Genomic DNA, 26,426 nt, shown 5'->3' with positions numbered 1-26,426 from the left:
ATGCCACCCGATTGGCGACGCAGTTGGAGGAACGGCTCGGCGCCTCCTACGCGGACGTCGTCCAAGCCTCCGACGGTGACGTCCGCCGCACCGGCGTGGAGTGGCTGACCGACGCCGCGGTCCGGGCCTTCTAACCCTGCCGCTGCGCCGCCCAAGCCACGTGGTGCTCCCAGACCCGCTTCCACAGCCGTTCCTGCACCGCGTCTCCGATCCCGGGCAGCCGCAGCCCGAACACGTCGGCCAGCGCGTCGAACCACTCCTCGGAGTCGGTGATCTCGCGGGTGTTCTGCGTCGTGCCGTCCGACCGGGTCAGCACGCAGCCCCGCAGGTGGTCGATGCCGGTCGCGTCGCGCCGGTACACGTCCAGGTTCTTCACGAAGCTGGACTCCGGATTCGTCTCCATCCACTCGTGCCGGGCGAAGAAGTCCGGCAGCGAAGCTATCCGCTCCTCGAACACCATGCCGGTGAACGAACCCGCCTTCGGGTCGTGGGTGAAACTCCAGCCGGACGTGGCGTTCTCGAACCGGGTGCGCTCCAGCTTGTACGTGTACGGCCCCTGCGTCGTCTCGCCGGGGACGCACAGCAGCGGCTCGTGGAGCGCGTCACCGAGCCCGGTGTCGCAGTAGTACAGCGTGCTCTCGGCCTCCACCATCAGGACCAGGTGGTTCGGCTCGTCGCTGACCGGCCCGAGCCCGTCGCCGTCCGGCTTCGCGCGCCACACCCGGCCCCGGTGCATGGTCACGTCGTAGCCCAGGGTCTCCAGCAGCGCGCCGAACGCCCCGTTCAGGTGGTAGCAGTACCCGGACTCGCCAGCGATGATCCGGGCCGCGGAGTCGTACGGGTCCGGTGTCGTGCGCTGGCCGAGGTGGACCTGCAAGGAGGTGTACGCGACGTGTTCCACGTGCGCGCGGTGCAGCGCGAAGAGCCCCTCGATGGTGGGCTTTCCGGGATGCTCCATGCCCAGGCGGCGGAGATACCCCTGGACGTCTATGTTCGCCATGGTGACATAGGGTAAGGCAGACCTCAGGTGTTGGCGGGCGCGATCTCGTCAAGCACGTGCGCCGGGGTGGCGTAAGCCCCCGATTCCCGCGGATAGTGGACCACGAAATCGGTGAAGCCGAGTTCTTCCATCCGGCCGGCGACGTCGTCGAACCGCGCCTTGGACTCCATCGTGCGCAACGGCGAGAGCCCGGTCAGCAACAGCCGCGGCAGGGTGGCCGGATCGCGGCCCTCCTTCTCGCAGACCTCGTCCAGCTTCTTGCCCACCCGCTCCAGCGCGGCCCAGGTGTCGGCCGCCGTCGGGCCCTCCCCGTCCCGGCCGACGAGGGTGTCGTCGGCGATCCACATCTGCGCGTGCTTCACCACGGTCCGCAGGCCCAGTGGCCCGGTCGCGGCCAGGCCGAACGGCACCCGCGGCCGCTGTACGCAGCCGGGCTCCATCCGGGCGTCGACGGCGTCGTAGTAAGTGCCCCGGTACGTGGTGCGGGTCCGGCCCTCGGCCGCGCCACGCAGCAGCTGGTCCAGGATCTCGACCGACTCCCGGTAGCGCTCGCCCCGCTCCTTGCCCGACCAGCCCTCGCCGTCCGGGCCGTAGCCCAGCACCCGGGCGTCCGGACCGCCGGACCCGGCGCCGTAGCCGAGGATGAAGCGGCCGCCGGAGGCGTCGTCCAGCGACATGATCTCCTGGGCGAACGGCACCGGATGGCGGAAGTTCGGCGAGGCCACCAGGGTCCCGAGCTTGATCCGTTCGGTCACCGCCGCGGCCGAGGCCAACGTGGTGACCGCGTCGTACCAGGGGCCGTCCGGGATACCGCTGAAGGTGATGTGGTCGTAAGTCCACGCGTGCTCGAAGCCGAGCTCCTCGGCCCGGCGCCAGCGCGCGGCGGCCTCGCGGAAGGGACGGTCGGGCAGGACGCAGACGCCGAGACGCAACATGGCTTCGAGCCTATTACGATCACCGGGAAAGGAGCAGCGCGGAACGCGGGGTAAATACAGCATCGGATGACCTACGGAGCCGGACTGTGCGGACGATCTGGGGCGTGGCCGGGATCCTGGTCGTGCTGGGCACTTTCATGTCGGAGGTGCGGACCCTGGTGGTCCCGCGGGTCTTCCGGCCCGGGCTGTCGAACATGCTCGGACGGGTCGTCTACCGGGCCTTCCAATTCCTGGCCGACCGCGTCGACCGCTACGAGACCAAGGACCGGATCCTGGCCTACGCCGGCCCGCTGTCGGTGGTCGCCAAGCTGGTCGGCTGGCTCGTCGGCTTCCTGGCCGCCTACTCCATGCTGAACTTCGCGCTGGGCGCGCTGAGCTGGCGGGCCTCGATCCGCGAGGCCGGCTCCTCGCTGTTCACCCTGGGCTTCGCCTCCGTCGACAAGTCCCGGCTGAACGCCATCGACTTCTGCGCGGCCGTCACCGGCCCGGTCTCCATCGGCCTGCTGGTCGGATACCTGCCGGCGCTCTACGCCGCCTACGCGCGCCGCGAGACCGAGGTGACGATGCTGGAGGCGCGCGCCGGCGGCCCGGCCTGGGGGCCGGAGATCCTGGCCCGCTATGCGATGGTCAACCTCAACGACCAGCTCCCCGATCTCTACAGGGGATGGGAGCGCTGGACGGCCGACGTCTCCGAGAGCCACACCAGCTATCCGGTTCTCATCTATTTCCGGTCCCCGCGAGCACAGCGCAACTGGCTGATCGCCCTGCTGGCGGTCCTGGACGCCGCCGCACTCCACGTCTCGTTCAACCCGTCGCAGAACGTCGGGGAGATCCGCATGGCCCTGCGGAGCGGCTATGTGACCCTGAGGGAGATCGCACGTACCGAACGCGTGCCCTACAACCCGGATCCCTCCCCGAACGATCCGATCCTGCTCACCTATGAGGAGTTCCTTGAAGGGGTGCAACGGATGCGGGAGCAGGGATATGAGTTCGAACGGACGCCGAAGGAAGCGTGGGGGCACTTCCGGGGGTGGCGGGTGAACTACGAGGCGGTGGCCTACGCCCTGGCGTACCGGATCGACGCGGTACCGGCCCGCTGGTCTGGGCCCCGGCGCGGTTCCGAGGCGGAGATCGACGTGATCACCCCGGTGAATCGGCAGCCGGCGCAGGCGCCGTCGGCGACCGGCGAAGCCACGGCCTGAGCATAGACATTCCCCGGACCCTGATCACGCAGTAGGTTCCCAGGGCGACTCGAGTCGACTTACGGAGGGGACACCATGGCTTCAGACCAGTACGGACCCGGATACGGCCCCGGAGGGCCGGGTTACGGTCCCGGTCAGGGCGCACCGGGTTACGGACCTGGCGGGCCCGCCGCTCCCGGCTATGGGCCTCCGGCCGGTTCGAGCGGTCCCGGTTATGGGCCTCCGGCCGGTTCGAGCGGCCCTGGCGGTCCCGGCGGTCCCGGTTACGGGCCCCCGGCGGGTCCCGGCGGACCGGGCTACGGCCCACCGGCCGGTCCCGGCGGGCCTGGTGGTCCCGGTGGGCCAGCCGGCCCGGGTGGACCCGGTTACGGACCGCCCTCGGGCGGCCCCAACCACCCCGGCGGTCCCGGCTACGGCCCCGGACCGAGCCCCTACGGCGGCCAGCCCCAGGGCCCCGGCGCGTACCCGGTCAAGGTGGAGTTCCAGTACCCGGAGAACCTGAGCCGCGGGCTCATCTTCGTCAAGTGGCTGCTGGTCATCCCGCACCTCATCGTGCTGTACGTGCTTTTCCTGTGTCTGGGCCTCGTGAGCTTCATCGCGTGGTTCGCGATCCTGTTCACGGGCAAATACCCCAGGGGCATGTGGGACTTCACGACCGGCGTGCTGCGCTGGCAGCTACGGGTGGCGAGCTACATGTACCTCCAGCACGACGTGTACCCGCCCTTCACGCTTCAGGACCAGTAAGTCCCGTCGAGCATCTGCTCCAGGGTGGCCGCGTGGTTCACCAGCCCGTCCGGTTCGTCGGGGGCCTCCTGCTCCCCGAACCGGACGCGGCGCTGGTTCACCCGGCCCATCACGATCCCGTGCCGGAGCGCGGCGTAGACCTCGTAGAACCGCGGGTCGCGGACGCGGTATCCGGTGCGGGCCTCGTACTCGCCCGCCACGTCGCCGGGGTCGAGGAAACCCGGCAGTCCCGGCAGGCCGAAGAACTCGGCGATGTCCTGGAAGAAGCGGTGCAGGAAGGTCAGCCAGCCGAGGTCCACCTCGCGGGGCGCGATCCCGGCCATCTCCCAGTCCAGGACCGCCGCCGGGGTGAAGTCCCGATACATGATGTTGCCGATGCGGGCGTCGCCCCAACTCAGGACCGGGGTGTCGACGGCGGTCGGCCAGTGCGCGTCCAGCCAGGCGAACGTCTTCTCCAGGATGGGGATCGGCTGCGCGCCGTGGGCCCAGGAGTAGTAGTCGCGCCAGCCGTCGAGGTGGGCTCGTAGCGCCGTGTCGCCGTCCGCTGTCAGATCGCCCAGGAAGGCGACCTCCTCGGCTGTCGCCGGGATGGCGTGTATGCGCGCGAGGGTGGCGACCGTCGAGTCCTGAAGCCGGCGCCGTTGTCCGTCGGTCGCTTGAGCGAGCCAGTTGTCGCCGAACGTGTAGGGCAGGATGTCCGGCGGCACCAGCCCTTCGACGCGCTCCATGACGAAGAACTCCGCACCGAGGACTTCCAGGTCGGATTCATACCAAAGAGTACGCGGCACCGGGACCGCCGTGCGTTCGCCGACCAACGCCATGACAGTGAACTGATCCCGCATCCGGTATTCGGGGAAGATGGGCATAGCGTCGGATGCCGGCGCGAGGCGGGCCACGCATTGGCGGAACTGCTCTTCGCCTCCTGATTCGCCGCTCGGGGCGGTCCATCGGGCGTCGAACAACAACGTCTCCGAGGACATCCCGTTCGTTTGAGGGGTTCGGACATCGGATATCTCGACGTCGGTGGCACCGGTCCGGCGGGCCAGCCAGGGCTCCAGCGCGGCCCGCAGGTCTTCGGGATCGCGAGTGCTGGTCTGGGGGCGGGTGACGTCCGGCGCCGCGTCGGCGTTCCTGGTCGGTTCGCTCACGGCGCGGACTATAAGCAAGGTAGCGTCAATGCGACATACGCCTGTCGGAGATGGCAGTCTGTGATCGCCGAGCGCATTGCGGAAGCCACTCCAGAACTACGCAGGGGGACGGACTGTGAATCCGGACATCGACCACATCAGAAGGCTCATCAGCGACCGTCTCACCACCGAGGACAGCGGTGAGGCGGGCCTGGACCTGTCCAATCTGGGTCTGACCGGGCTGCCCGCGGAGTTCGGCCGGCTGCCGGAACTCGCGCCGGTGACGTTCCTGAACCTTTCGGGCAACCGCCTGCGGGACCTGCCCGAGACCGTGGCCGAGTTGGGCGGGCTGCGCCGGCTGTGGCTGGACAACAACGGCTGCGGAGAGTTGCCGGTGCAGGTGACCCGGCTCAGCGGGCTGATCGAGCTGAGCCTGACCGGCAACGGCCTGTCCACCCTCCCGGCGGAGTTCGAGCAGCTGGAACGGCTGGCCAGCCTGTGGCTCGACGAGAACGCGTTCACGGCGCTCCCGGAAGTGGTGGGGAGCCTGGGCAACCTGGTCCACCTGTACTTGCAGAAGAACCAGCTCCCCGGCCTGCCGAACTCGCTCGGCGCGCCGAGCCTGCGCACCCTGGTCGTCGACGGCAACCGGCTCGCCGAGCTGCCGGACTGGATCGGCGACACGCAGTCCCTGGTCACGCTGTCCGCGGACGACAACGTGCTGACCGAGCTGCCGCCGAGTATCGGGGCCCTGATCCACCTGCAGGAGCTGAGCCTGACCGGCAACCGGCTGCGCAAGCTGCCGACGTCGATCGGCGACATGGCCTCGCTGACCAAGCTGTACCTGCAGAAGAACCAGCTACAGACGCTGCCGGCGTCCATCGGCAATCTCAGCGAGCTGCAGACGCTCTCGCTGAGCGGCAACCACCTCGAGGAACTGCCGGCCTCGGTGGCGGACCTGAGCCGGCTGACCGACCTGAACCTGGCCGACAACTGGCTGACCCACGTGCCGGAGGCGATCGGCCGGCTGGCGTCGCTGGACAAGCTGAGCCTGACGTACAACCGGCTCACCGAACTGCCGCCCTCGCTCGGCGCGCTGCGGGTGCTGACGTCGCTGGACGTCTCCCGCAACAGCCTGCGCGACCTCCCGGACAGCTTCGACGGCCTGGCCAACCTGGACACCCTGAACCTGGCGCAGAACCCGCTGACGGCGCTGCCGGCCTCCGTCGGCGCCCTGAAGCGGCTGACGTGGCTCTCGCTGGCGTACTGCGATCTGGAGGGGCTGCCGGCCGGACTCGGCGGGCTGCACCGGCTGGAGACGCTCGACCTGGTCGGCAACAACCTGCGGGAGCTGCCCTTCCAGCTCTCCGGGCTCGGCGCCCTGACGATGCTGAACCTGGCCTCCAACCAGCTGGCCTGGGTCCCGCGCACGCTGGGCATGCTCCGCAACCTGGTGACGCTGGACCTGGCCGACAACGAGCTGCCCTCCCTGCCGCGGGCCCTCGGCGGCCTGGAGGCGCTGCGCAAACTGGACGTCGCGGAGAACCAGCTGACCTGGGTCCCGCGCTCGGTGTGCGACCTGCCGAAGCTGGAGACGCTGGTCCTGCGCGGCAACCGGCTGACGGACCTGCCGAGCAGCAACTGGCAGAAACTGACGCTGAAGGAACTCGACCTCAGCGACAACCCGCTACTGGCCGCGGTCCCGGAGAACTGGGACGTCGGCACCATGGCCCTGGCCGCGGACAAGGCGCTGTTCGGCGCCCTCGGCGACCGCATCCCCGCCGACAAGCGCGACGCCGTCGCCCAAGCCGGCGTCGAGGAAGCCGAGCGCGCGCGACGGCACGAGGCGGAGGCGATCGCCGGCATCGTCGGCGGCGTGGTGCACGCCGAGGCGGCGCTGATGGCGCAGGCGGCCGGCGCGGGGGCCGGGACGGATGCGGATGCGGGTGCCCTGGCCGGTATTGGCGCCGGTGCCGGTGCTAATGCCGGTGCGGGTATGGCGGAGGCTGCTGTGGAGGCGGCGGTCGAGGAGGCTTTCGCCGAGGCGGCTTCTTCGGAAGCGGCGGAAGTGGAGCAGGCTGAGCCGGAGCTGGGAGTGTTGCCGGACGCCGACGCCGGGGTGGCGCAGGGTTCGGAGTTGGACGCGGATGCGGATGCGGACGCCGACGTGGAAGCGGACGTAGACGCGGACGCCGGGTCGGCATCGGAGTCGGCATCCGAGGCGGAAACGATGGCCGCGGTCGAGGAGGTCCTCAGCGACCCCGCCGCGTCCGACGCCCTCGCCTCGGCCGCCGCACCGGGCGAAGCCGCGACCGCCCAAGCCCTCGCCCAGGCGATCGTCTCCGAAGAGATCGACTCGGAACTCGCCGAAGTCCTCAACGCCGGCGGCGTCCTGGACGCGGCGGTGGCAGCCGCCGAAGCCGAAGTCCTGGCCGCCCTGCACTCCGCCGACGAACCGGCCCTGCGCGCCCTGGCCCGCTCAGTCCTGGAAGCAGCGGCCGAAGCCGTCCGCCGCGAACTGGCGGCCGAAGTGATCGTCGGCGCCGTCGCCGAAGCCGAACTCCTCGAAGCGGAAGCAGAACAGGCGGGCTCCGACGACCTGGCAGCGGAACTCGCCGACGCCGCCGCGGAATTCGTGGACGACAGGGCGGTGGCGCTCGCCGCGCAGGCGGTGGCAGCCGCCCAGGCAGGCGACCAGGAAGCGGCCCTGACCACAGCCCACGAAGCAGCCGCCGCCGAGGAAGCAGCACTGCTGGCCGAGATGGTCGCCGCCGCCAACCGCGCCGACGAGGCGGAGGCGGCAGCAGCAGCGGCAGCGGCGGTCCAGCAGCCGGGCACCGGGGCTGAGGTGGCTGGGACGCACGCGGTGAATGGTGTGGTCGCGGGTGCGCAGGCTGATGCTGGCGGCCCGCAAGCTGATGTGGCTGGTGGCGCGCACGCCGCTGGTGAGACTCCGGCGCCCGGTGAGCAAGACAGTCGCGGCCCGCAAGCCGACGCCGCGCTTCAGTATGGAGCCGGCGGTGCGCATACCGCTGGTGAGACTCCGATGCTCGCTGAGCAAGACGCTCTCGGGCCGCAAGCCGATGCGGTCGCTCCGCATATTGGTGTTGAGCAGCAGCCGGGCTTCGCGCAGGCCGCCGCCGCCGGCGGTACGCATGCCGCGGCTGAGACTCCGGCGCCCGCTGGCCAAGACGATCGCGGCCCGCAAGCCGATGCGGCTGTTGCTTCCCAGGCCGAGCCGGACCTGCCCACCGTGCATGACCAGCACCCTGATGCCGCTGGTCCTGATGCCTCCGACCCCGATTCCGCCGACCCCGAAGCCGCCGACCCCGAAGCCGCGGCAAGCGTCGAAACCCTCTCGGTCGACGAGCGCCGCACCCGCGCGGGTCGTCGGGCGGCAGCGGTGAGTGGCGAGCCGCTTGTGCCGGGGCAGCGGGGGGCGGTGCCTCAGCAGGGTGTGGCTCCTGTGGGGGCTGAGCAGGAGGCCGAGTTGCAGTCGTTGGCTCGGGCCATGGGATTCGGCGACGGGGAGTCCTTCGTTGTGCGGGGGCCTGAGGGGGAGGTCGTCGCCGAGGGTGTGGTGCAGGCGGAGGCTGCTGAGGTGGTGGCGGTTGAGGAGCCTGTTCCGGTGGTGGAGGAGCCGGCGGTGGTGTTCCAGCCGGTGGCCGATCAGCCGACCATTGTTTACGACGGTCCCGCCGTGGTGGTGGATGAGTCGGTCGTCGATGTGGTCGAGGGGCCCGATTCCTACGTGCCGCCCGGTCAGCCCGGTGCGTTCGAGGAGCGGGCCTGGCAGCCCGGTGATTCCGACGCCGACAGCACCCACTTCGGTGCGCCTCCCGGGTACGGCCCGCCGCCGGCGCCCTCGCAGCCCTGGCGCAGCAGCAGCTGACCCGGCAGTCGACAGGCTGGCAGCGGGAGCTGGCAGGCTGGCAGGAGGCTGACAAGGCCCTACACGCCCCGGTCCGGGCTTCTCCGGGCCGGGGCGTAGCCGGGAGGCCTTGAGTCATGCTGCGAAGCCCCAGCGGGCCGCAGCAGCCCGATCAACCCTCAGGCGGCCTCAACGCCGCCGGCAACCGAAACCCCTACTCCACGACCACCGTCACCGCGAACTGCGTCCAGTCCATCGGCGACACGCATCGCTGCGTCTCCCCGCACGTCTCCCGCTGCGCCACGATCTGCGCCGTCCCCCGCGCCCGCGCCGCGAAGGTCCGTGGCGGTCCCACGCACGCGCCGCCCGGCGGCTGGCACACGATCGCCATCGGCGAGATGCCCGGGGCCAGGACGGCCGGGTTGCTCGACGTCGGTGCGGAGGGCCAGGGGAACTGCGCCGCGATCACGATGGTCCCGACGGCCACGTGGAGCGTCGTCCCGTTCTGCGCCGGGGTCACCGTCACCGTCCCGTGGGCGAGGCTCGGTGAGGACGCCGGTGAGGAGACCGGTGGCGTCGGCCGCGTCGGACGGGTCGAAGGCGGCGGGGACGGGTGTCCGGAAGCCGGGCCGGTCGCCGTAGCCGACGGCGTCCCGGGCGGCGGACTCGTCGGTCCGGTCCCACCGGGAACCCCGGTAGTCGACCCGCTCGTGGAACCCGGCATACCGGAGGTATCGGGCGTAGTGCCCGAAACGGGACCCGTGCCAGACCCCTGAGACGAGCTCGCGGAGACCGTGGCGGTGCCGGACGCCGAGCTCCCGGCGTTCACCTGATTGGCTGTCGTCGAGCAGGAAGCCGTTGTGAAACCTAGAAGAACGGCGCATGCCGCAACGCTGCTAACAGAAAGCCATCGCGGGCGCATCGCAGACCTCCTCGATGTGGGCGTTCCTGAGTCCACCCCTTGAACCTACTCCCGCAAGCCGCGCCGCCAAGGGCTTTCGGCGAGCAGGGGCGGGACCTTGGTGCAAGTCGGTCCCAGGGGGCGGGAGATGGTGCCGCCCATATCACGGCACCTCCGCTTTTATCCGGTTGGATGATCTTCGTGAGCTGATGATCGTTGATCTTCCGGTGATCTCGATCACAATTGGCCGCACCCCTGTGGCGCAGCCCACACCGCGCAGGCGTAGGATCAGCGGCGAAAGAAGGCACCGACCGTCTCGTGGCGCTCACGGTCGTGGTGTGAAACCGCCTCTCCACACACTGGGTTCACAACACGGCACTGAACGTCGCGGGAGCTTGTGAAATCAGCCACAAGTAACGTGAGCAGGGCCCACCCGTCCAGAAATTGACACAAACCTGCCTGACAGGACGTCACCGAAATGAACAGTTACGCGCCGATCCTGGTGCTCGGCGGCCTGGCCGCCGGGTTCGCCATCTTCTCGGTCGTGTCCGGGATGCTCACCGGCCCCAAGCGGTACAACCGAGCCAAGCTGGAGGCTTACGAGTGCGGCATCGAGCCCACTCCGCAGCCCGTCGGCGGCGGCCGCTTCCCGGTGAAGTACTACCTGACCGCCATGCTCTTCATCATCTTCGACATCGAAATCGTGTTCCTGTACCCGTGGGCGGTGCGGTTCGACTCGCTCGGCTGGTTCGGGCTGGTGGAGATGGTGTTCTTCATCCTCACCGTCTTCGTCGCCTACGGCTACGTGTGGCGCCGCGGTGGATTGGAATGGGACTGACAGATGGGCCTGGAAGAGAAACTGCCCGCGGGATTCCTCCTCACGACGGTGGAGGGTCTGGCGGGCTACATGCGCAAGTCGTCGGTCTGGCCGGCGACGTTCGGTCTGGCCTGCTGCGCCATCGAGATGATGGCCACCGGCGCCGGGCGCTATGACCTGGCACGCTTCGGCATGGAGCGGTTCTCCGCGACGCCGCGCCAGGCGGACCTGATGATCGTGGCGGGCCGGGTGAGCCAGAAGATGGCCCCGGTCCTGCGCCAGGTCTACGACCAGATGGCGAACCCCAAGTGGGTCATCGCGATGGGGGTCTGCGCGTCCTCCGGCGGGATGTTCAACAACTACGCGATCGTGCAGGGCGTGGACCACATCGTGCCGGTCGACATCTACCTGCCGGGCTGCCCGCCGCGGCCGGAGATGCTGCTGGACGCGATCTTGAAGCTGCACGAGCAGATCCAGAGCATGCCGCTGGGCGTGAACCGTAAGAAGGCTGCGGAAGAGGCCGAGAAGGCCGCGATGAACGCCAAGCCGACCATCCTGATGGAAGGGCTTCTCCGGTGACTGAGAACGTACCCGCGGTCCCGGAACCCGGTGCCGACTCCCCGGGCGGCGAGCTGATCGCCACCCGGAAGGGCATGTTCGGGGTCCGTAACGGCGGCGACACCTCCGGCTACGGCGGTCTGGTCCGCCGGATCGAGCTGCCCGGTGCCAGCCAGCGGCCTTACGGCGGCTACTTCGACGTGATCGCCGACGAGCTCGAGGGCGCGCTGGAGGAGCAGAGCCTGCCGGTCGAGGCGATCAGCGCCTACGTGGTGTACCGCGGGCAGCTGACCATCCACGTGCCGCGCGAACACCTCGTCCGGGTCGCCAAGACCCTGCGCGACGACCCCGCGCTGCGCTTCGAGATGTGCCTGGGCGTCACCGGGATCCACTTCCCGGAGGAGGCCGGCCGCGAACTGCACAGCGTGGTTCCGTTGCTGAGCATCACGCACAACCGCCGGATCCGCCTGGAGACCACCGCTCCGGACGTGGACCCGCACATCCCATCGCTGTTCGAGGTCTACCCGACGGTCGACTGGCACGAGCGCGAGAGCTACGACATGTTCGGCGTCATCTACGACGGCCACCCGGGCCTGACCCGGATCCTGATGCCGGACGACTGGCTGGGCCATCCCCAGCGCAAGGACTACCCGCTCGGCGGCATCCCCGTCGAGTTCAAGGGCGCGCAGATCCCGGCTCCGGACCAGCGGAGGGCCTACTCATGACAGTCATCGACGGCAGTGTCGACTACGAGGCCGACGGCGAGTCGGCCGATACCGGAAGCTTCCAGGACGCCGAAGGCATCGAGGGCCGCGTCTTCAACGTCTCCGGCGGCGACTGGGACGAGATCCTGTCCGGTCTGCAGGAGGCGCCCGAAGAGCGCATCGTCGTCAACATGGGCCCGCAGCACCCGTCCACCCACGGCGTGCTCCGGCTGATCCTGGAGATCGACGGCGAGACGGTCACCGAGGCCCGCTGCGGCATCGGCTACCTGCACACCGGTATCGAGAAGAACACCGAGTACCGCAACTGGGTGCAGGGCACGACCTTCGTGACCCGCATGGACTACCTGACGCCGCTGTTCAACGAGGCGGCGTACTGCCTGGCGGTGGAGAAGGCCCTGGACATCGAGGACCAGATCCCCGAGCGGGCCAGCGTCATCCGGGTCCTGATGATGGAGCTGAACCGGATCTCCAGCCACCTGGTGTGCCTTGCCACCGGCGGTATGGAGATGGGCGCGCTGACCATGATGACCGCGGGCTTCCGCGAGCGCGAGGAGACGCTGGACCTCTTCGAGTTCATCACCGGCCTGCGCATGAACCACGCGTACATCCGCCCCGGCGGCGTCGTGCAGGACCTGCCGCCCGGCGCGGTGGACAAGATCGGCAGCTACATCAAGCTGATGCGCAAGCGCTTCCCGGACTACGCGAAGCTGTGCAACGAGAACCCGATCTTCAAGGGCCGCACCGAGGGCGTGGGCCACCTGGACCTGGCCGGCTGTATGGCGCTGGGCATCACCGGCCCGGTGCTGCGCAGCACCGGCCACCCGCACGACCTGCGTAAGTCCGAGCCCTACTGCGGCTACGAGACCTACGACTTCGAGGTCGCCACCTGGGACACCAGCGACGCCTACGGCCGCTACCGGGTCCGGCTGACCGAGATGTACGAGTCGCTGAAGATCGTCGAGCAGTGCCTGGACCGCATCCAGCGCACCCAGGGCCAGCCGGTCATGGTCGAGGACAAGAAGATCGCCTGGCCCGCGCAGCTCGCCCTGGGCAGCGACGGCATGGGCAACAGCCTGGACCACATCCGGCACATCATGGGCGACTCCATGGAGGCCCTGATCCACCACTTCAAGCTGGTCACCGAGGGCTTCCACGTCCCGGCCGGCCAGGTCTACGCGGCGGTGGAGTCGGCGAAGGGCGAGTTGGGCGTGCACGTCGTCTCCGACGGCGGGACGCGCCCGTACCGGGTCCACTTCCGGGACCCGTCCTTCACGAACCTGCAGGCGACCGCGGCGATGTGCGAGGGCGGCCAGTTGGCCGACGTCATCGTCGCCGTCGCCTCCCTGGACCCGGTTATGGGTGGTGTGGACCGTTGAGCAACTACGAACACCTGACGAAGCTGGACGAGGACGCCGCGGCGGTCATCGCCCGCTACCCGCAGTCCGGCTCGGCTCTGCTGCCTCTGCTGCACCTGGTGCAGAGCGAGGAGGGCTTCGTCTCCCCGGCGGGCATCGAATACTGCGCCGACAAGCTGGGCCTGTCCACCGCCGAGGTCTCGGCGGTGTCGACGTTCTACACCATGTACAAGCGGCGCCCGGTCGGCGACTACCACGTCGGCGTGTGCACCAACACCCTGTGCGCGGTGATGGGCGGCGACGCCATCTTCGCCACGCTCAAGGACCACCTGAGCGTCGGCAACGACGAGACCACCGAGGACGGCAAGCTGACGCTGGAGCACATCGAGTGCAACGCGGCCTGCGACTACGCCCCGGTGATGATGGTCAACTGGGAGTTCATGGACGACATGAACCCCGACAAGGCGGTCGGCCTGGTCGACGAGTTGCGCGCGGGCAAGGTGGTCCACTCCACCCGGGGCCCGGCGCTGTGCACCTTCAAGCAGGCCGAGCGGATCCTGGCCGGGTTCGAGGACCCGCGCGAGGGCGCGGTGGCCGGCGGCGGGGCCGCGGGCCACGCCACGCTGGCCGGTCTGCTCGTCTCGCAGGGCCGCACTCCCACCGGTCCCGCGGTCACCACGGAGGCGTCCGAGTAATGGCACCCGAACTCACTCCCGTCCTGTCGCGCGGTTGGCTGGACTCCGAGCCCTGGACGCTCGCCGGCTACCAGCGGCGCGACGGCTACACCGCGGTCAAGCAGGCGCTGCGGATGCACCCCGACGAGGTGATCCAGCTCGTCAAGGACTCCGGACTGCGCGGCCGCGGCGGCGCGGGCTTCCCCACCGGCATGAAGTGGGGCTTCATCCCGCAGAACGACGGCAAGCCGCACTACCTGGTGGTGAACGCGGACGAGTCCGAGCCGGGCACGTGCAAGGACATCCCGTTCATGATGGCCGACCCGCACGAGCTGGTGGAAGGCGTGATCATCGCGTGCTACGCGATCCGCGCCAGCCACGCGTTCATCTATGTGCGCGGTGAAGTGCTGCACGTCCTGCGCCGGTTGCAGGCGGCAGTGAGCGAGGCCTACGCGGCCGGATACCTCGGCAAGGGCGTCTTCGGCACCGACTTCGACCTCGAACTCACCGTGCACGGCGGCGCCGGGGCGTACATCTGCGGCGAGGAGACGGCACTGCTGGACTCCCTGGAAGGCAAGCGTGGGCAGCCTCGTCTGCGTCCTCCCTTCCCGGCTGTCGCAGGGCTCTACGCCAGCCCCACATGTGTCAATAACGTCGAGTCCATCGGTTCGGTTCCCGCGATCGTCCGCAACGGCGTGGACTGGTTCAAGGGCATGGGCAGCGAGAAGTCCCCGGGCTTCACGCTGTACTCGCTGTCCGGCCACGTGAAGTATCCCGGCCAGTACGAGGCTCCGCTGGGCATCACGCTGCGCGAGCTGCTGGACTACGCCGGCGGCGTCCGGCCCGGCCACCGCCTGAAGTTCTGGACCCCCGGCGGCTCCTCGACCCCGATGTTCACCGAGGAGCAGCTGGACGTCCCGCTGGACTACGAGGGTGTCGGCGCGGCCGGCTCCATGCTCGGCACCAAGGCGTTGCAGATCTTCGACGAGACCACCTGCGTGGTGCGCGCCGCGCTGCGCTGGACCGAGTTCTACGCCCACGAGTCCTGCGGCAAGTGCACCCCCTGCCGCGAGGGCACCTACTGGCTCGTGCAGATCCTCAAGCGTATGGAGAAGGGCGAGGGCACCGAAGAGGACCTCGGCAAGCTCCTGGACCTGTGCGACAACATCGTGGGCAAGGCCTTCTGCGCCCTCGGCGACGGTGCCGCCGCGCCGATCCAGTCCTCGCTCAAGTACTTCCGGGACGAGTACCTGGAGCATTTCGAACGCGGCGGGTGCCCCTTCGACCCGTCCCTGTCCACCGCGTGGGCCGACGGCCCGCTGTCGTTCGCGAGGACCAGCGCATGACCGTGACCACAACGAATTCCAACGACAGCGGCAAGGAGGTGGCGGTGCCCACGCCACCCCCGGTCGAGCTCGTGACGATCACCATCGACGGTGTCGAGCTCCAGGTGCCGAAGAACGAGCTGATCATCCGCAGCGCGGAGCGGATCGGCACGCAGATCCCCCGGTTCTGCGACCATCCGCTGCTGGCGCCGGTCGGCGCCTGCCGGCAGTGCATCGTCGAGGTGGAGGGCCAGCGCAAGCCGGTGGCCTCCTGCACCACGACGGTCGCCGAGGGCATGGTGATCCACACCCAGCTGTCCTCGCCGGTCGCCGAGAAGGCCCAGCGCGGGGTGATGGAGCTGTTGCTCATCAACCACCCGCTGGACTGCCCGATCTGCGACAAGGGCGGCGAGTGCCCGCTCCAGAACCAGGCGATGAGCACCGGCGCCGGGGAGTCCCGGTACGAGGGGGCCAAGCGCACCTTCCCCAAGCCGATCAACATCTCCAGCCAGGTGCTGCTGGACCGCGAGCGCTGCGTGTCCTGCGCGCGGTGCACCCGGTTCGCCGACCAGATCGCCGGCGACCCGTTCATCACGCTGATCGAGCGCGGCTCGGAGCAGCAGGTCGGGATCTCGGTGGCCGAGGACCAGGACTTCGCGTCCTACTTCTCCGGCAACACCGTGCAGATCTGCCCGGTCGGCGCGCTGACCGGCGCGGCCTACCGGTTCCGCTCGCGGCCCTTCGACCTGGTGTCCTCGCCGAGTGCCTGTGAGCACTGCGCGGCCGGTTGCGCGCTGCGCACCGACCACCGGCGCGGCAAGGTCACCCGGCGGATGGCGATCGACGACCCGCAGGTGAACGAGGAGTGGAACTGCGACAAGGGACGCTGGGCGTTCCAGTACGCGCAGGCCCCCGGCGCCAAGCGGATCACCTCGCCGCAGATCCGCGACCGCGAGTCCGGCGAGCTGCGTCCGGCCTCCTGGCCGGAGGCGCTGGCCTTCGCGGCCGACGGGCTGAACGCGGCCCGGGGCCGTGCGGCCGCTCTGGTCGGCGGCCGGCTCACGCTTGAGGACGCCTACGCGTACGCGAAGTTCACCCGGATCGCGTTGGAGACCAACGACATCGACTTCCGGGCCCGGCCGCACTCCGAGGAGGAGGCCGAGTTCCTGGCCTCGCAGGTCGCCGGCTCCGGCCTGGCGACCACCTACGGCGACCTGGACCTCGCTCCGGCCGTGCTGCTGGTCGGCTTCGAGCCGGAAGAGGAGTCGCCGATCGTCTTCCTGCGGCTGCGCAAGAACGTGCTGGCCCGCAAGCTCGCCGTCTCGGCCATAGCGCCGTACGCGACCCGCGGGCTGGAAAAGCTCAAGGGCTCGCTGCTGAAGGCGGCGCCGCTCACCGAGCCGGCGTTCCTCGCGGCCCTGGCCGACGGCGGCTCGGACTCCGGTCTGGACGCCGCCGGCCTGAAGACCGCCGAGGACCTGCGCAAGCCCGGGGCGGTGATCCTGGTCGGCGAGCGGCTGGCCGCCGTGCCCGGCGCGCTCACCGCCGCGGTGAAGCTGGCCGGGGTGACCGGCGCGAAGCTGGCGTGGATCCCGCGCCGGGCCGGGGAGCGCGGCGCGCTGGAGGCCGGCGCGCTGCCGAACCTGCTGCCCGGCGGCCGTCCGGCCACCGACCCCGAGGCCCGCACCGAGGTCGCCGCCCGCTGGGGCGTCGGCAACCTGCCGGGCGCCTTCGGGCGCGGGACCGCGGAGATCATCCAGACCGCGGCCCTGGGCGGGATCGCCGGCCTGGTGGTCGCCGGCGTCGACCCCTACGACCTGGCCGATCCGCAGGAGTTCCTGGACGCCCTGGACCGGGTGCCCTTCCTGGTCTCGCTGGAGTTCCGGCACACCGCGGTCACCGAGCGGGCGCACGTGGTGTTCCCGGTCGCCCCGGTCGCCGAGAAGTCCGGGACCTTCGTGGACTGGGAGGGCCGCGCGCGGCCCTTCGAGACCGCGCTGGACGCCGACGCGGTCCAGGCCGCGGGTCTGGGCGAGATGCCGGACCTGCGGGTGCTGGACCGGATCGCCGACGCCATGGACGTGCACCTGGGCCTGCCGACGGTCGGCGCCGCCCGGCACGAGCTGGCCCAGCTGGGGCTGTGGAACCGGGAGAAGACCCCGGCACTGGCCGGCACCCCGGCCGATCTGCCCAAGCCGGCGGTCGGCGAGGCCGTACTGGCCACCTGGCACCTGCTGCTGGACGCCGGCTCGCTCCAGGCGCACGAGCCGTTCCTGGCCGGCACCGGCAAGCCCACCGTGGTCCACCTGAGCAAGGAGACCGCTTCGGAGATCCAGGCCGCCGAGGGCGACCTGGTCACCGTCTCCAACGAGCACGGCTCGATCACCCTGCCGCTGCGGATCGCCGACCTGGCCGGCCGCGTGGTGTGGCTGCCGACGAACTCCAAGGGTTCGCAGGTGCGCCGCTCGCTGCGCGCGGACACCGGATCGCTGGTCAAGATCGCGCGCGCCACAACGGATGTGGAGGCCACCGCGTGAGCGCCCTGGCACTCATCGGCCCGCTGACGGCCGACGCCACCACCCCAACGAACTACGAGAACCTGTCGTTCTTCGGCCGGGACCCGTGGTGGCTGATCCTGATCAAAGTGGTCGCGGTCTTCGCGTTCCTGGTCGTCACGGTTCTGATGGCGATCCTGTTCGAGCGCAAGATCGTCGGCTACATGCAGCAGCGCATCGGGCCCAACCGCACCGGTCCCTGGGGCCTGCTCCAGTCGTTGGCCGACGGCGTGAAGCTGATGCTCAAGGAAGACATCATCCCGACGGCGGCGGACAAGCTGGTCTTCATCATCGCGCCGCTGATCGCCACGATCCCGGCGTTCCTGGCGATCGCCGTGGTGCCCTTCGGCCCGGCGAACAACCAGGTGTCGATCTTCCACCACCGGACTCCGCTCCAGCTGACCGACCTGCCGGTCGCCATCCTGTATGTGCTGGCCGCGACCTCGATCGGGATCTACGGCATCGTGCTGGCGGGCTGGGCCTCCGGCTCGACCTACCCGCTGCTGGGCGCTCTGCGCTCCACCGCGCAGATGATCTCCTACGAGATCGCGATGTCGCTGTCCTTCGTGGCGGTGTTCATCTACGCCGGCACGATGAGCACCTCGGGCATCGTGAACAGCCAGCACAGCTGGTGGAACTGTCTGCCGCTGCTGCCCTCCTTCCTCATCTACGTGGTGTCGATGGTCGGCGAGACCAACCGCGCGCCGTTCGACCTCCCGGAGGCCGAGGGCGAGCTGGTCGGCGGGTTCCACACCGAGTACTCCTCGATCAAGTTCGCGCTGTTCTTCCTGGCCGAGTACATCAACATGGTCACGGTCTCCTCGCTGGCCGTGCTGATGTTCCTCGGCGGCTGGCACGCCCCGTTCGGCCTGGTCTCGGTCTGGCACGGCGCGAACAGCGGCTGGTGGCCGGTGCTGTGGTACGTGATCAAGCTCGTGCTGTTCATGCTCTTCTTCTTCTGGCTGCGGGCCACGCTGCCCCGCCTGCGCTACGACCAGTTCATGAAGCTGGGCTGGAAGGTGCTCATCCCGGCCTCCCTGGTCTGGCTGCTGGCGGTGGCCGTGGTGCGGACCCTGAAGAACGAGGGCGACCTGAACCGCTCGCACCTGATCTACATCCTCGGCCCGGTGGTCGCGGTGCTGGTGGTCCTGTGGATCGTCAGCGAACTGCGCTACCGGCAGACCAGCGCCGTGGAGAAGGCGGAGGAGGCCGCCACGGCGGCCAAGCCGTTCGACCCGATGGACGGCGGCTTCCCGGTGCCGCCGCTGCCCGGCCAGACGCTGCCGGCGTTCACGCCGCGCCGGCCTCGGGCCGCTCTGGTGGGCGCCCTGGTGGAATCCGCCGAGGCGTCCGAACTCGAAGCAGGAGACCCCGATGTCTGACCAGCAGAACCCTTACTCCGGTAAGGAGAAGCCCAAGAACCCGCTCGCCGGGGTGGCCGGGTTCGGCGTCACCTTCTCGACGATGTTCAAGAAGCGGACGACCGAGCAGTACCCCGAGGAGCCCAAGCAGACCGCGCTGCGGTTCCACGGCCGGCACCAGCTCAACCGGCACCCCGACGGCCTGGAGAAGTGCATCGGCTGCGAGCTGTGCGCCTGGGCCTGTCCGGCGGACGCCATCTACGTGGAGGGCGCGGACAACACCGACGAGGAGCGCTACTCCCCGGGTGAGCGCTATGGCCGCGTCTACCAGATCAACTACCTGCGCTGCATCCTGTGCGGGCTGTGCATCGAGGCCTGCCCGACCCGGGCGCTGACCATGACCAACGAGTTCGAGCTCGCCGACACCTCGCGGGCCAGCCTCATCTACACCAAGGACGAGCTGCTGGCCGGCTTGACCGAGGGCATGGTCGAATCGCCGCACTCGATCTTCCCGGGCATGTCCGCCCAGGACTACTACGAGGGCAAGGTCTCCGCGGCCGCGCCGGGCACCGTCCCGCAGCAGCGCGGCTCGCAGGCCAAGCCCGAACCGGACGGGGAGGACGCCTGATGAGCCTTCCGCTCGCTGTGGCCGACCAGGGCGTCACCCTGGCCGCCGGACTCAGCAAGACCTCCGACGGCGAGGCCTTCCAGTTCTACGTCCTCGGCGCCGTGGCGGTGCTCGGGGCGCTCGGGACGGTCTTCGCCAAAAAGGCCGTACACTCGGCGCTCTCGCTGGCCATGACCATGATCTGCCTGGCGATGTTCTACCTGGCGCAGGGGGCGTACTTCCTGGGCGTGGTGCAGATCGTCGTCTACACCGGCGCGATCATGATGCTGTTCCTGTTCGTGCTGATGCTGGTCGGCGTTTCCAGCGCCGACTCCCTGGTGGAGACCATCAAGGGCCAGCGCAAGCTGGCGGTGCTGGCCGCGATCGCGTTCGCGGTGCTGGTGATGGTGGCCCTGGGCCACGCCCGGCTGGGCACCTTCCAAGGCGCGGGACCGGCCAACGCCGGCGGCGGCAACGTCAAGAACCTCGCGGACCTGATCTTCAGCAAGTACTTCTGGGCCTTCGAGGTCACCTCGGCGCTGCTGATCACCGCCGCGGTCGGCGCGATGGTGATGACCCACCGCGAGCGCCTGGTGGCCCGCAAGTCGCAGAAGGAACTGGTCGAGGAGCGGGTGCGCACCGGCAAGCGGATGACGCCGCTGCCGACCCCGGGCGTCTACGCCCGGCACAACGCGGTGGACATCCCCGCGCTGCTGCCGGACGGCTCGGTCGCCGAGGACTCGGTGAACGCCACCCTGCAGGCCCGCACTCCGGTGCGCGACGCGGTCGGCCTGACCGCGGTCACGCGGGAGAACATGGCGCTGCCGCACCAGGGCGAGGCTCCGGAACTCGAAAACGCCTCGACGAACGGAGCAGCGGAGTGAACCCCGACAACTATCTCTTCCTGTCGGCGCTCCTGTTCACGATCGGCGCCTTCGGGGTGCTGATCCGCCGGAACGCCATCGTGGTCTTCATGTGCGTCGAGCTGATGCTCAACGCCGTGAACCTGACGCTGGTGACCTTCTCCCGCATGCACGGCGACCTCACCGGACAGGTCATCGCCTTCTTCACGATGGTGGTGGCGGCCGCGGAGGTCGTGGTCGGTCTGGCCATCATCGTGTCCGTGTTCCGTACCCGCCGCTCGGCTTCTGTCGACGACGCAAACCTGCTGAAGTACTGAGAGGCGGGCCGAGTAAGCAATGGAAAGTCTCATCTGGCTTGTCCCCGGACTGCCGCTCTTCGGCGCGGCGATCCTGCTCCTCGGGGGCAAGCGCACCAACGCCTGGGGACACCTGCTCGGGTGTCTCGCGGCGCTGGGCAGCTTCGCCCTCGCGGCGGGGCTGTTCTTCACGATGCTCGGCAAGCACGGCGCCGCGCGCTCGATGCACCAGCACTTGTACTCCTGGGTCCCGGTGCCCGGCACGGGGCAGCACCCGTTCCAGGCCGACGTGGCCTTCCAGCTCGACCAGCTCTCCGTGGTCTTCATCCTGCTGATCACCGGTGTCGGATCCCTGATCCACATCTACTCGATCGGCTACATGAGCCACGACCCCGAGCGCCGGAAGTTCTTCAGCTACCTGAACCTCTTCCTGGCCGCGATGCTGATCCTGGTGCTGGCCGACAACTACCTGCTGCTGTACGTCGGCTGGGAGGGCGTCGGTCTGGCCTCGTACCTGCTGATCGGGTTCTGGCAGGCCAAGCCGAGCGCGGCGGCCGCGGCGAAGAAGGCGTTCGTCGTGAACCGGGTCGGCGACGTCGGGCTGTCGATCGCGATCATGCTGATGTTCGTCACGTTCGGCTCGTTCAACTTCGGGACGGTCTTCGGCACCGCCGGCGGGGCCTCCAAGGGCACGCTGACCGCGATCGGCATCATGCTCCTGCTGGCCGCCTGCGGTAAGTCGGCGCAGTTCCCGCTCCAGTCCTGGCTCGGCGACGCGATGGAGGGCCCGACTCCGGTCAGTGCCCTGATCCACGCCGCGACCATGGTGACCGCCGGCGTCTACCTGATCGTCCGCTCGCACGCGATCTTCGACCTGTCGCCGACCGCGCGCCTGCTGGTGACCATCGTCGGCGCGATCACGCTGCTGTTCGGTGCGATCGTCGGTTGCGCCAAGGACGACATCAAGAAGAGCCTGGCCGGCTCCACGATGTCGCAGATCGGCTACATGATCCTGGCCGCGGGCCTGGGCCCGATCGGCTACGCGTTCGCGATCATGCACCTGGTCACCCACGGCTTCTTCAAGGCCGGGCTGTTCCTCGGTGCCGGATCGGTCATGCACGGCATGGACGACGAGGTGAACATGCGCCACTACGGCGGCCTTCGGAAGTACATGCCGATCACCTTCGGCACGTTCTTCCTCGGCTACCTGGCGATCATCGGCTGCCCGCCGTTCTCCGGGTTCTACTCCAAGGACAAGATCATCGAGGCCGCCTTCAGCAAGGGCGGCACCTCGGGCTGGATCCTCGGCGGCGCGGCCCTGCTGGGCGCGCTGATCACCGCGTTCTACATGACCCGCATGGTGATCATGACCTTCTTCGGTGAGAAGCGCTGGGTGCCGGACGCCGAGGGCCACGAGCCGCACCCGCACGAGTCGCCGCTGTCCATGGGCCTGCCGATGCTGCTGCTGGCCGTCGGTTCGGTGGCCGCGGGCTTCCTGTTCTCCATGAACTCGGCGTTCGTGAACTGGCTGGAGCCGGTGACCGGGCCGCGCGCGGAGGGCAAGCTGCCCGGCGGCCTGAACTCCACGACGCTGTCGATCATCACGTTGGCGGCGGTGGCCGTGGGCGTGGCGATCGCCGTGGTGAAGTACGGCACCGGCAAGGTGCCGGCGGTCGCCCCGCGCGGCAGCTTCATCACCGTGGCGGCCCGCAAGGACCTGTACGGCGACGCCTTCAACGAGGCGGCGCTGATGCGGCCCGGTCAGTACCTGACCCGCACCCTGGTCTACACCGACAACCGCGGCGTGGACGGGGCGATCAACGGCCTGGCCGCGCTGGTCGGCGGGACTTCCGGGCGGCTGCGACGGCTCCAGACCGGGTTCGTCCGCTCCTACGCCTTGTCCATGTTCGGAGGCGCGGCCGCCCTGGTCGCCGCGATCCTCTTCGCGAAGCTCTAAAGGGAGAGATGGAGATGAGCAGCTTTCCCTGGTTGACCACGATGGGCGTGGTCCCGTTGGTGGGGTCCGCTCTGGTGGCCACGTTGCCGAAAGAGCGGAGCGCGGCCGCCAAGAAGATCGCGCTGACCTTCAGTGTGGCGACGTTCGGCGTCGCGGCGTTGATGGCCACCCAGTTCAAGAAGGGCGGCTCCCGGTTCCAGTTCACCGAGAGCCACCAGTGGATCAAGGCCTTCAACATCAACTACGGCCTCGGGGTGGACGGCATCGCCCTGGTGCTGATCTTGATGACCACGGTCCTGATGCCGGTGGTCATGCTCGCGGCCTGGAACGACGCCGACGAGGCACAGGCTGACGGACGCCGCTCGGTGCGCGCCTACTTCGCGCTGTACCTGCTGTTGGAGACGATGATGATCGGGGTCTTCGCGGCCACCGATCTGTTCCTGTTCTACGTGTTCTTCGAAGCCATGCTGATCCCGATGTACTTCCTCATCGGCGGCTTCGGCGGACCGCAGCGCTCCTACGCCGCGGTGAAGTTCCTGCTGTACTCGCTGTTCGGCGGCCTGTTCATGCTGGCCGCGCTGATCGGCCTGTACGTCGCCTCCGGCAAGCACCTGGGCACCGGGACCTTCGACTTCAACACCCTGGCCAACGCCGTGGCCTCCGGTCAGCTGGGCATCAGCCCGGGGCTGTCCAAGGCGCTGTTCCTCGGATTCTTCGTGGCCTTCGCGGTCAAGGCGCCGCTGTTCCCGTTCCACACCTGGCTGCCGGACGCCGCCGCCGAGGCCACGCCGGGTTCGGCGGTGCTGCTGGTCGGCGTGCTGGACAAGGTCGGCACCTTCGGGATGCTGCGGTACTGCCTGGAGCTGTTCCCCGGCGCCTCGAAGTTCTTCACCCCGATGGTGATCGGGATGGCGATCGTCGGCACTTTGTACGGCGCGCTGCTGGCCATCGGCCAGACCGACATCAAGCGCCTGATCGCCTACACCTCGATCTCCCACTTCGGGCTGATCACCCTCGGGGTGTTCGCGATGACCTCGGCGGGTCAGAGCGGCGCCTCGCTCTACATGGTGAACCACGGCCTGTCCACCGGCGCGCTGTTCATCGTCGCCGGCTTCCTGATCTCCCGCCGCGGCTCGCAGCTGATCGACGACTACGGTGGGGTGAACAAGGTCGCGCCGAAGCTGGCCGGCGTGTTCCTGATCGCCGGGCTGTCCTCGCTGGCGCTGCCGGGCCTGTCCTCCTTCGTCTCGGAGTTCCTGGTCCTGGTCGGCACCTTCGAGCGCTACAAGGCGGTGGCGATCGTGGCCACCTGCGCGATCATCCTGGCCGCGCTGTACGTGCTCTGGCTCTACCAGCGGACCATGACCGGCCCGCTGAAGGCCGGGCTGGAGGGCATGAAGGACCTGCGGGCCCGCGAGGTGGTCGCCGTGGCGCCGCTGATCGCGCTGATCATCGGTCTGGGCTTCTACCCCAAGCCGATCCTCGACGTGGTCAACCCCTCCGTTAAAACCACTCTGCAACACGTTCAGAAACAGGACCCGGCTCCGGCCCTGAACGCGCAGACCTCGGAGAAGGTGGACTCCAAGTGAGCGTTCTGACGTCTCTTCTCGCCGCCTCGCCCGGTGACCCGACGAACCCCGGCGGCGGCCTGGGCGGCGCGACCTCCACGGTGACGAACACCTTCACCGCGCCGCACGTCGAGTACCGGGCGCTGATGCCGATGCTGGTGGTGTTCGGCGCCGCGACGGTCGGCATCCTCATCGAGGCCTTCCTGCCGCGCACCCGGCGGTACTGGCCGCAGGTCGGCGTCTCGCTGGCCGGGGTCGTGGTGGCCTTCTGCTTCGTGGTGGCCAACCACGGCATGGCCGAGACCACCGCCGCCGACGCGGTGTCGGTGGACGGCGTGACGCTGTTCCTGCAGGGCACCATCTTGTTGCTGGCCCTGCTCGCCTTGCTGCTGGTCGCCGAGCGCGGGACCGGGCTGGTCGACCTGGACGCGTTCACCGCGCAGGGCGCCACCACCCCGGGCTCCGGCGGTGAGCGCGCGGCGGACGCCGCCGGGCTGCGCACCACCGAGGTCTTCCCGCTGATGCTGTTCTCGGTCGGCGGCATGCTGCTCTTCCCGGCCGCGAACGACCTGCTGACGTCCTTCGTGGCGCTGGAAGTGCTGTCGCTGCCGCTGTACCTGCTGTGCGGTCTGGCCCGGCGCCGCCGCCTGCTGTCGCAGGAAGCGGCGATGAAGTACTTCCTGCTCGGGGCGTTCTCCTCGGCGTTCTTCCTGTACGGCGTCGCGTTGCTCTACGGCTACGCCGGCTCGGTGCGGCTGTCCGACATCGCGACCGCGATCACCTCCTCGCCGCACTCCGACGTGCTGGTGCTGGCCGGTGTCGCGCTGCTGGCGGTCGGACTGCTGTTCAAGGTCGGCGCGGTGCCGTTCCACGCCTGGACCCCGGACGTGTACCAGGGCGCGCCGACCCCGATCACCGCGTTCATGGCCGCGGCGACCAAGGTGGCCGCGTTCGGCGCCCTGCTGCGCATCACCTACGTGGCGCTGCCGGGACTGCGCTGGGACTGGCGCCCGGTGCTGTGGGGCGTGGCGATCCTGACCATGCTGGTCGGCGCGATCCTGGCGATCACCCAGCGCGACATCAAGCGGATGCTGGCGTACTCGGCGATCCTCAACGCCGGGTACATCCTGCTCGGCGTGATCTCCACGACCTCCAAGGGCGTGAGCTCGACGCTGTTCTACCTGGCGGCGTACGGGTTCGCGACGATCGGCGCGTTCGCGGTCGTGACCCTGGTGCGCGAGTCGGTGCGCGGCGGATCGGACTCCGGGGACGGCGGCGAGGAGGACTCGGTGACGGTCGGCGGCGAGGCCACCGACCTGTCGGCCTGGGCCGGCCTGGGCCGGCGCTCACCGTTGCTGGCGGCCTGTTTCACGGTGTTCATGCTGGCCTTCGCGGGCATCCCGCTGACGTCCGGCTTCACCGGGAAGTTCGCGCTGTTCACGGCGGCGATCGACGGCGGCGCCTGGCCGCTGGTGATCGTCGGTGTCATCGCCTCGGCGGCCGCGGCGTTCTTCTACGTCCGTGTCATCGTCCTGATGTACTTCAGCGAACCGCTGCGCGAGCAGGGGGCGGGCCCGATCGTGGTGGTGCCCTCGCCGATGACCACGGTCGCGCTCACCGTCACGGTGGCGCTGACCATCGCCCTCGGTGTGCTCCCGCAGATGGCGCTGGACCTCGCGGACAAGGCGGCGTACTTCGTGCAGTAGCCCCGGCTACCGGCAGCGATGCCCCGGATCACCTCGGTGATCCGGGGCTCAATCATTGGCCCTGGTACGTTGACCGGCCGGGGCGGCTCTCCCCGGAAAGTGCTGCCAGATAACCTAGTGAAGAACATGTGAAGCACCTCCTGACGAATGAGCGCGACCGCCGAGGCCGAGTAGGCCGAGAACTCGACCAGGCCGATGGTCTGGCCCGAGCCGTTGTCGCCGGCGGCGATCGGGCTGGTGAGGTTGTAGCCGCCGCGCGCCTTGGTCGGCGTCAGGACG

At 69.3% G+C, this 26,426-nt stretch carries 22 protein-coding genes; 18 read left to right on the top strand and 4 right to left on the bottom strand.

Translation table 11 applies throughout. The annotated features are described in order from the left end of the window. Window positions 1–11: 11 nt before the first annotated feature. Window positions 12–134, top strand: a complete 123-nt coding sequence (locus IZR01_RS31425) for a DUF4439 domain-containing protein (RefSeq protein ID WP_228560631.1) — start codon at window positions 12–14, stop codon at window positions 132–134. On the opposite strand, the gene IZR01_RS31420 is transcribed toward IZR01_RS31425, so the two are convergent. After that, window positions 131–1,000 (bottom strand): arylamine N-acetyltransferase family protein, encoded by an 870-nt coding sequence (locus IZR01_RS31420; protein ID WP_194896455.1) that lies wholly within the window; start codon window positions 998–1,000, stop codon window positions 131–133. The two genes, IZR01_RS31425 and IZR01_RS31420, sit on opposite strands and share 4 nt — an antisense overlap. A gap of 23 nt (window positions 1,001–1,023) precedes the next feature. Next, window positions 1,024–1,935 (bottom strand): LLM class flavin-dependent oxidoreductase, encoded by a 912-nt coding sequence (locus IZR01_RS31415; protein WP_194925973.1) that lies wholly within the window; start codon window positions 1,933–1,935, stop codon window positions 1,024–1,026. A gap of 86 nt (window positions 1,936–2,021) precedes the next feature. On the opposite strand from IZR01_RS31415, the gene IZR01_RS31410 reads away from it, so the two are divergent. Both IZR01_RS31410 and IZR01_RS53600 read left to right on the top strand, forming a co-directional pair. After that, window positions 2,022–3,137: a hypothetical protein gene (locus IZR01_RS31410; protein WP_194925972.1), complete on the top strand. Its 1,116-nt coding sequence runs from the start codon at window positions 2,022–2,024 to the stop codon at window positions 3,135–3,137. Between the two features lie 474 nt (window positions 3,138–3,611). Further along, the gene (locus tag IZR01_RS53600) at window positions 3,612–3,881 is read left to right on the top strand and encodes a DUF4389 domain-containing protein (protein WP_194896119.1); all 270 of its coding nucleotides are present in this window, start codon (window positions 3,612–3,614) and stop codon (window positions 3,879–3,881) included. Here the strand turns inward: IZR01_RS53600 and IZR01_RS31400 are convergent. Beyond that, window positions 3,869–5,029 carry a phosphotransferase family protein gene (locus tag IZR01_RS31400; RefSeq protein WP_194925971.1) on the bottom strand — a complete coding sequence of 387 codons (1,161 nt, stop codon included), beginning with the start codon at window positions 5,027–5,029 and terminating at the stop codon, window positions 3,869–3,871. The genes IZR01_RS53600 and IZR01_RS31400 overlap by 13 nt on opposite strands. A gap of 115 nt (window positions 5,030–5,144) precedes the next feature. Between IZR01_RS31400 and IZR01_RS31395 the strand changes: the two genes are divergently transcribed. Next, entirely contained in the window at window positions 5,145–8,900 is a 3,756-nt protein-coding gene (locus IZR01_RS31395) for a leucine-rich repeat domain-containing protein (protein ID WP_194925970.1), read from the top strand. Between the two features lie 193 nt (window positions 8,901–9,093). Here the strand turns inward: IZR01_RS31395 and IZR01_RS31390 are convergent, their stop codons facing one another. Next, window positions 9,094–9,405: a hypothetical protein gene (locus tag IZR01_RS31390; RefSeq protein ID WP_194896116.1), complete on the bottom strand. Its 312-nt coding sequence runs from the start codon at window positions 9,403–9,405 to the stop codon at window positions 9,094–9,096. A gap of 853 nt (window positions 9,406–10,258) precedes the next feature. Between IZR01_RS31390 and IZR01_RS31385 the strand changes: the two genes are divergently transcribed. Genes IZR01_RS31385 through nuoN form a run of 14 tightly spaced genes read left to right on the top strand, consistent with a single transcriptional unit; the run spans window position 10,259 to window position 26,147 of the window. Next, a complete protein-coding gene (locus IZR01_RS31385; RefSeq protein ID WP_194896115.1) occupies window positions 10,259–10,618 on the top strand; it encodes an NADH-quinone oxidoreductase subunit A in 360 nt (119 codons plus the stop codon). Between the two features lie 3 nt (window positions 10,619–10,621). After that, window positions 10,622–11,176 (top strand): NuoB/complex I 20 kDa subunit family protein, encoded by a 555-nt coding sequence (locus IZR01_RS31380; protein WP_015796239.1) that lies wholly within the window; start codon window positions 10,622–10,624, stop codon window positions 11,174–11,176. Next, window positions 11,173–11,880 carry an NADH-quinone oxidoreductase subunit C gene (locus IZR01_RS31375; protein ID WP_194896114.1) on the top strand — a complete coding sequence of 236 codons (708 nt, stop codon included), beginning with the start codon at window positions 11,173–11,175 and terminating at the stop codon, window positions 11,878–11,880. The genes IZR01_RS31380 and IZR01_RS31375 overlap by 4 nt, the downstream gene beginning before the upstream one ends. Continuing rightward, window positions 11,877–13,256 carry an NADH-quinone oxidoreductase subunit D gene (locus IZR01_RS31370; RefSeq protein WP_228555075.1) on the top strand — a complete coding sequence of 460 codons (1,380 nt, stop codon included), beginning with the start codon at window positions 11,877–11,879 and terminating at the stop codon, window positions 13,254–13,256. The genes IZR01_RS31375 and IZR01_RS31370 overlap by 4 nt, the downstream gene beginning before the upstream one ends. Beyond that, a complete protein-coding gene (gene nuoE, locus IZR01_RS31365) occupies window positions 13,178–13,930 on the top strand; it encodes an NADH-quinone oxidoreductase subunit NuoE (protein ID WP_438939646.1) in 753 nt (250 codons plus the stop codon). The genes IZR01_RS31370 and nuoE overlap by 79 nt, the downstream gene beginning before the upstream one ends. Continuing rightward, window positions 13,930–15,255: an NADH-quinone oxidoreductase subunit NuoF gene (nuoF, locus tag IZR01_RS31360; protein WP_194896112.1), complete on the top strand. Its 1,326-nt coding sequence runs from the start codon at window positions 13,930–13,932 to the stop codon at window positions 15,253–15,255. Before nuoE ends, nuoF begins: the two co-directional genes overlap by 1 nt. Next, a complete protein-coding gene (locus IZR01_RS31355; protein WP_194896111.1) occupies window positions 15,252–17,771 on the top strand; it encodes an NADH-quinone oxidoreductase subunit G in 2,520 nt (839 codons plus the stop codon). Before nuoF ends, IZR01_RS31355 begins: the two co-directional genes overlap by 4 nt. Continuing rightward, entirely contained in the window at window positions 17,768–19,171 is a 1,404-nt protein-coding gene (gene nuoH / locus IZR01_RS31350; protein ID WP_323746458.1) for an NADH-quinone oxidoreductase subunit NuoH, read from the top strand. The genes IZR01_RS31355 and nuoH overlap by 4 nt, the downstream gene beginning before the upstream one ends. After that, window positions 19,164–19,778 carry an NADH-quinone oxidoreductase subunit NuoI gene (nuoI, locus tag IZR01_RS31345; RefSeq protein WP_194896110.1) on the top strand — a complete coding sequence of 205 codons (615 nt, stop codon included), beginning with the start codon at window positions 19,164–19,166 and terminating at the stop codon, window positions 19,776–19,778. The genes nuoH and nuoI overlap by 8 nt, the downstream gene beginning before the upstream one ends. Next, on the top strand, window positions 19,778–20,641 hold the full coding sequence (locus tag IZR01_RS31340) for an NADH-quinone oxidoreductase subunit J (protein WP_194896109.1): 864 nt from the start codon (window positions 19,778–19,780) through the stop codon (window positions 20,639–20,641). Before nuoI ends, IZR01_RS31340 begins: the two co-directional genes overlap by 1 nt. Further along, entirely contained in the window at window positions 20,638–20,937 is a 300-nt protein-coding gene (gene nuoK, locus IZR01_RS31335) for an NADH-quinone oxidoreductase subunit NuoK (RefSeq protein ID WP_194896108.1), read from the top strand. Before IZR01_RS31340 ends, nuoK begins: the two co-directional genes overlap by 4 nt. A gap of 19 nt (window positions 20,938–20,956) precedes the next feature. Then, on the top strand, window positions 20,957–22,873 hold the full coding sequence (gene nuoL, locus IZR01_RS31330; RefSeq protein ID WP_194925969.1) for an NADH-quinone oxidoreductase subunit L: 1,917 nt from the start codon (window positions 20,957–20,959) through the stop codon (window positions 22,871–22,873). A 14-nt stretch (window positions 22,874–22,887) separates the two neighbouring features. Beyond that, a complete protein-coding gene (locus tag IZR01_RS31325) occupies window positions 22,888–24,462 on the top strand; it encodes an NADH-quinone oxidoreductase subunit M (protein ID WP_194896106.1) in 1,575 nt (524 codons plus the stop codon). Window positions 24,463–24,521: 59 nt separating this feature from the next. Further along, entirely contained in the window at window positions 24,522–26,147 is a 1,626-nt protein-coding gene (gene nuoN, locus IZR01_RS31320) for an NADH-quinone oxidoreductase subunit NuoN (RefSeq protein ID WP_194925975.1), read from the top strand. Window positions 26,148–26,426: the final 279 nt, after the last annotated feature.

This window comes from Catenulispora pinisilvae (genome assembly GCF_015356865.1).
Lineage (GTDB): Bacteria > Actinomycetota > Actinomycetes > Streptomycetales > Catenulisporaceae > Catenulispora > Catenulispora pinisilvae.
This window is presented reverse-complemented; position numbering and strand designations above follow the sequence as displayed.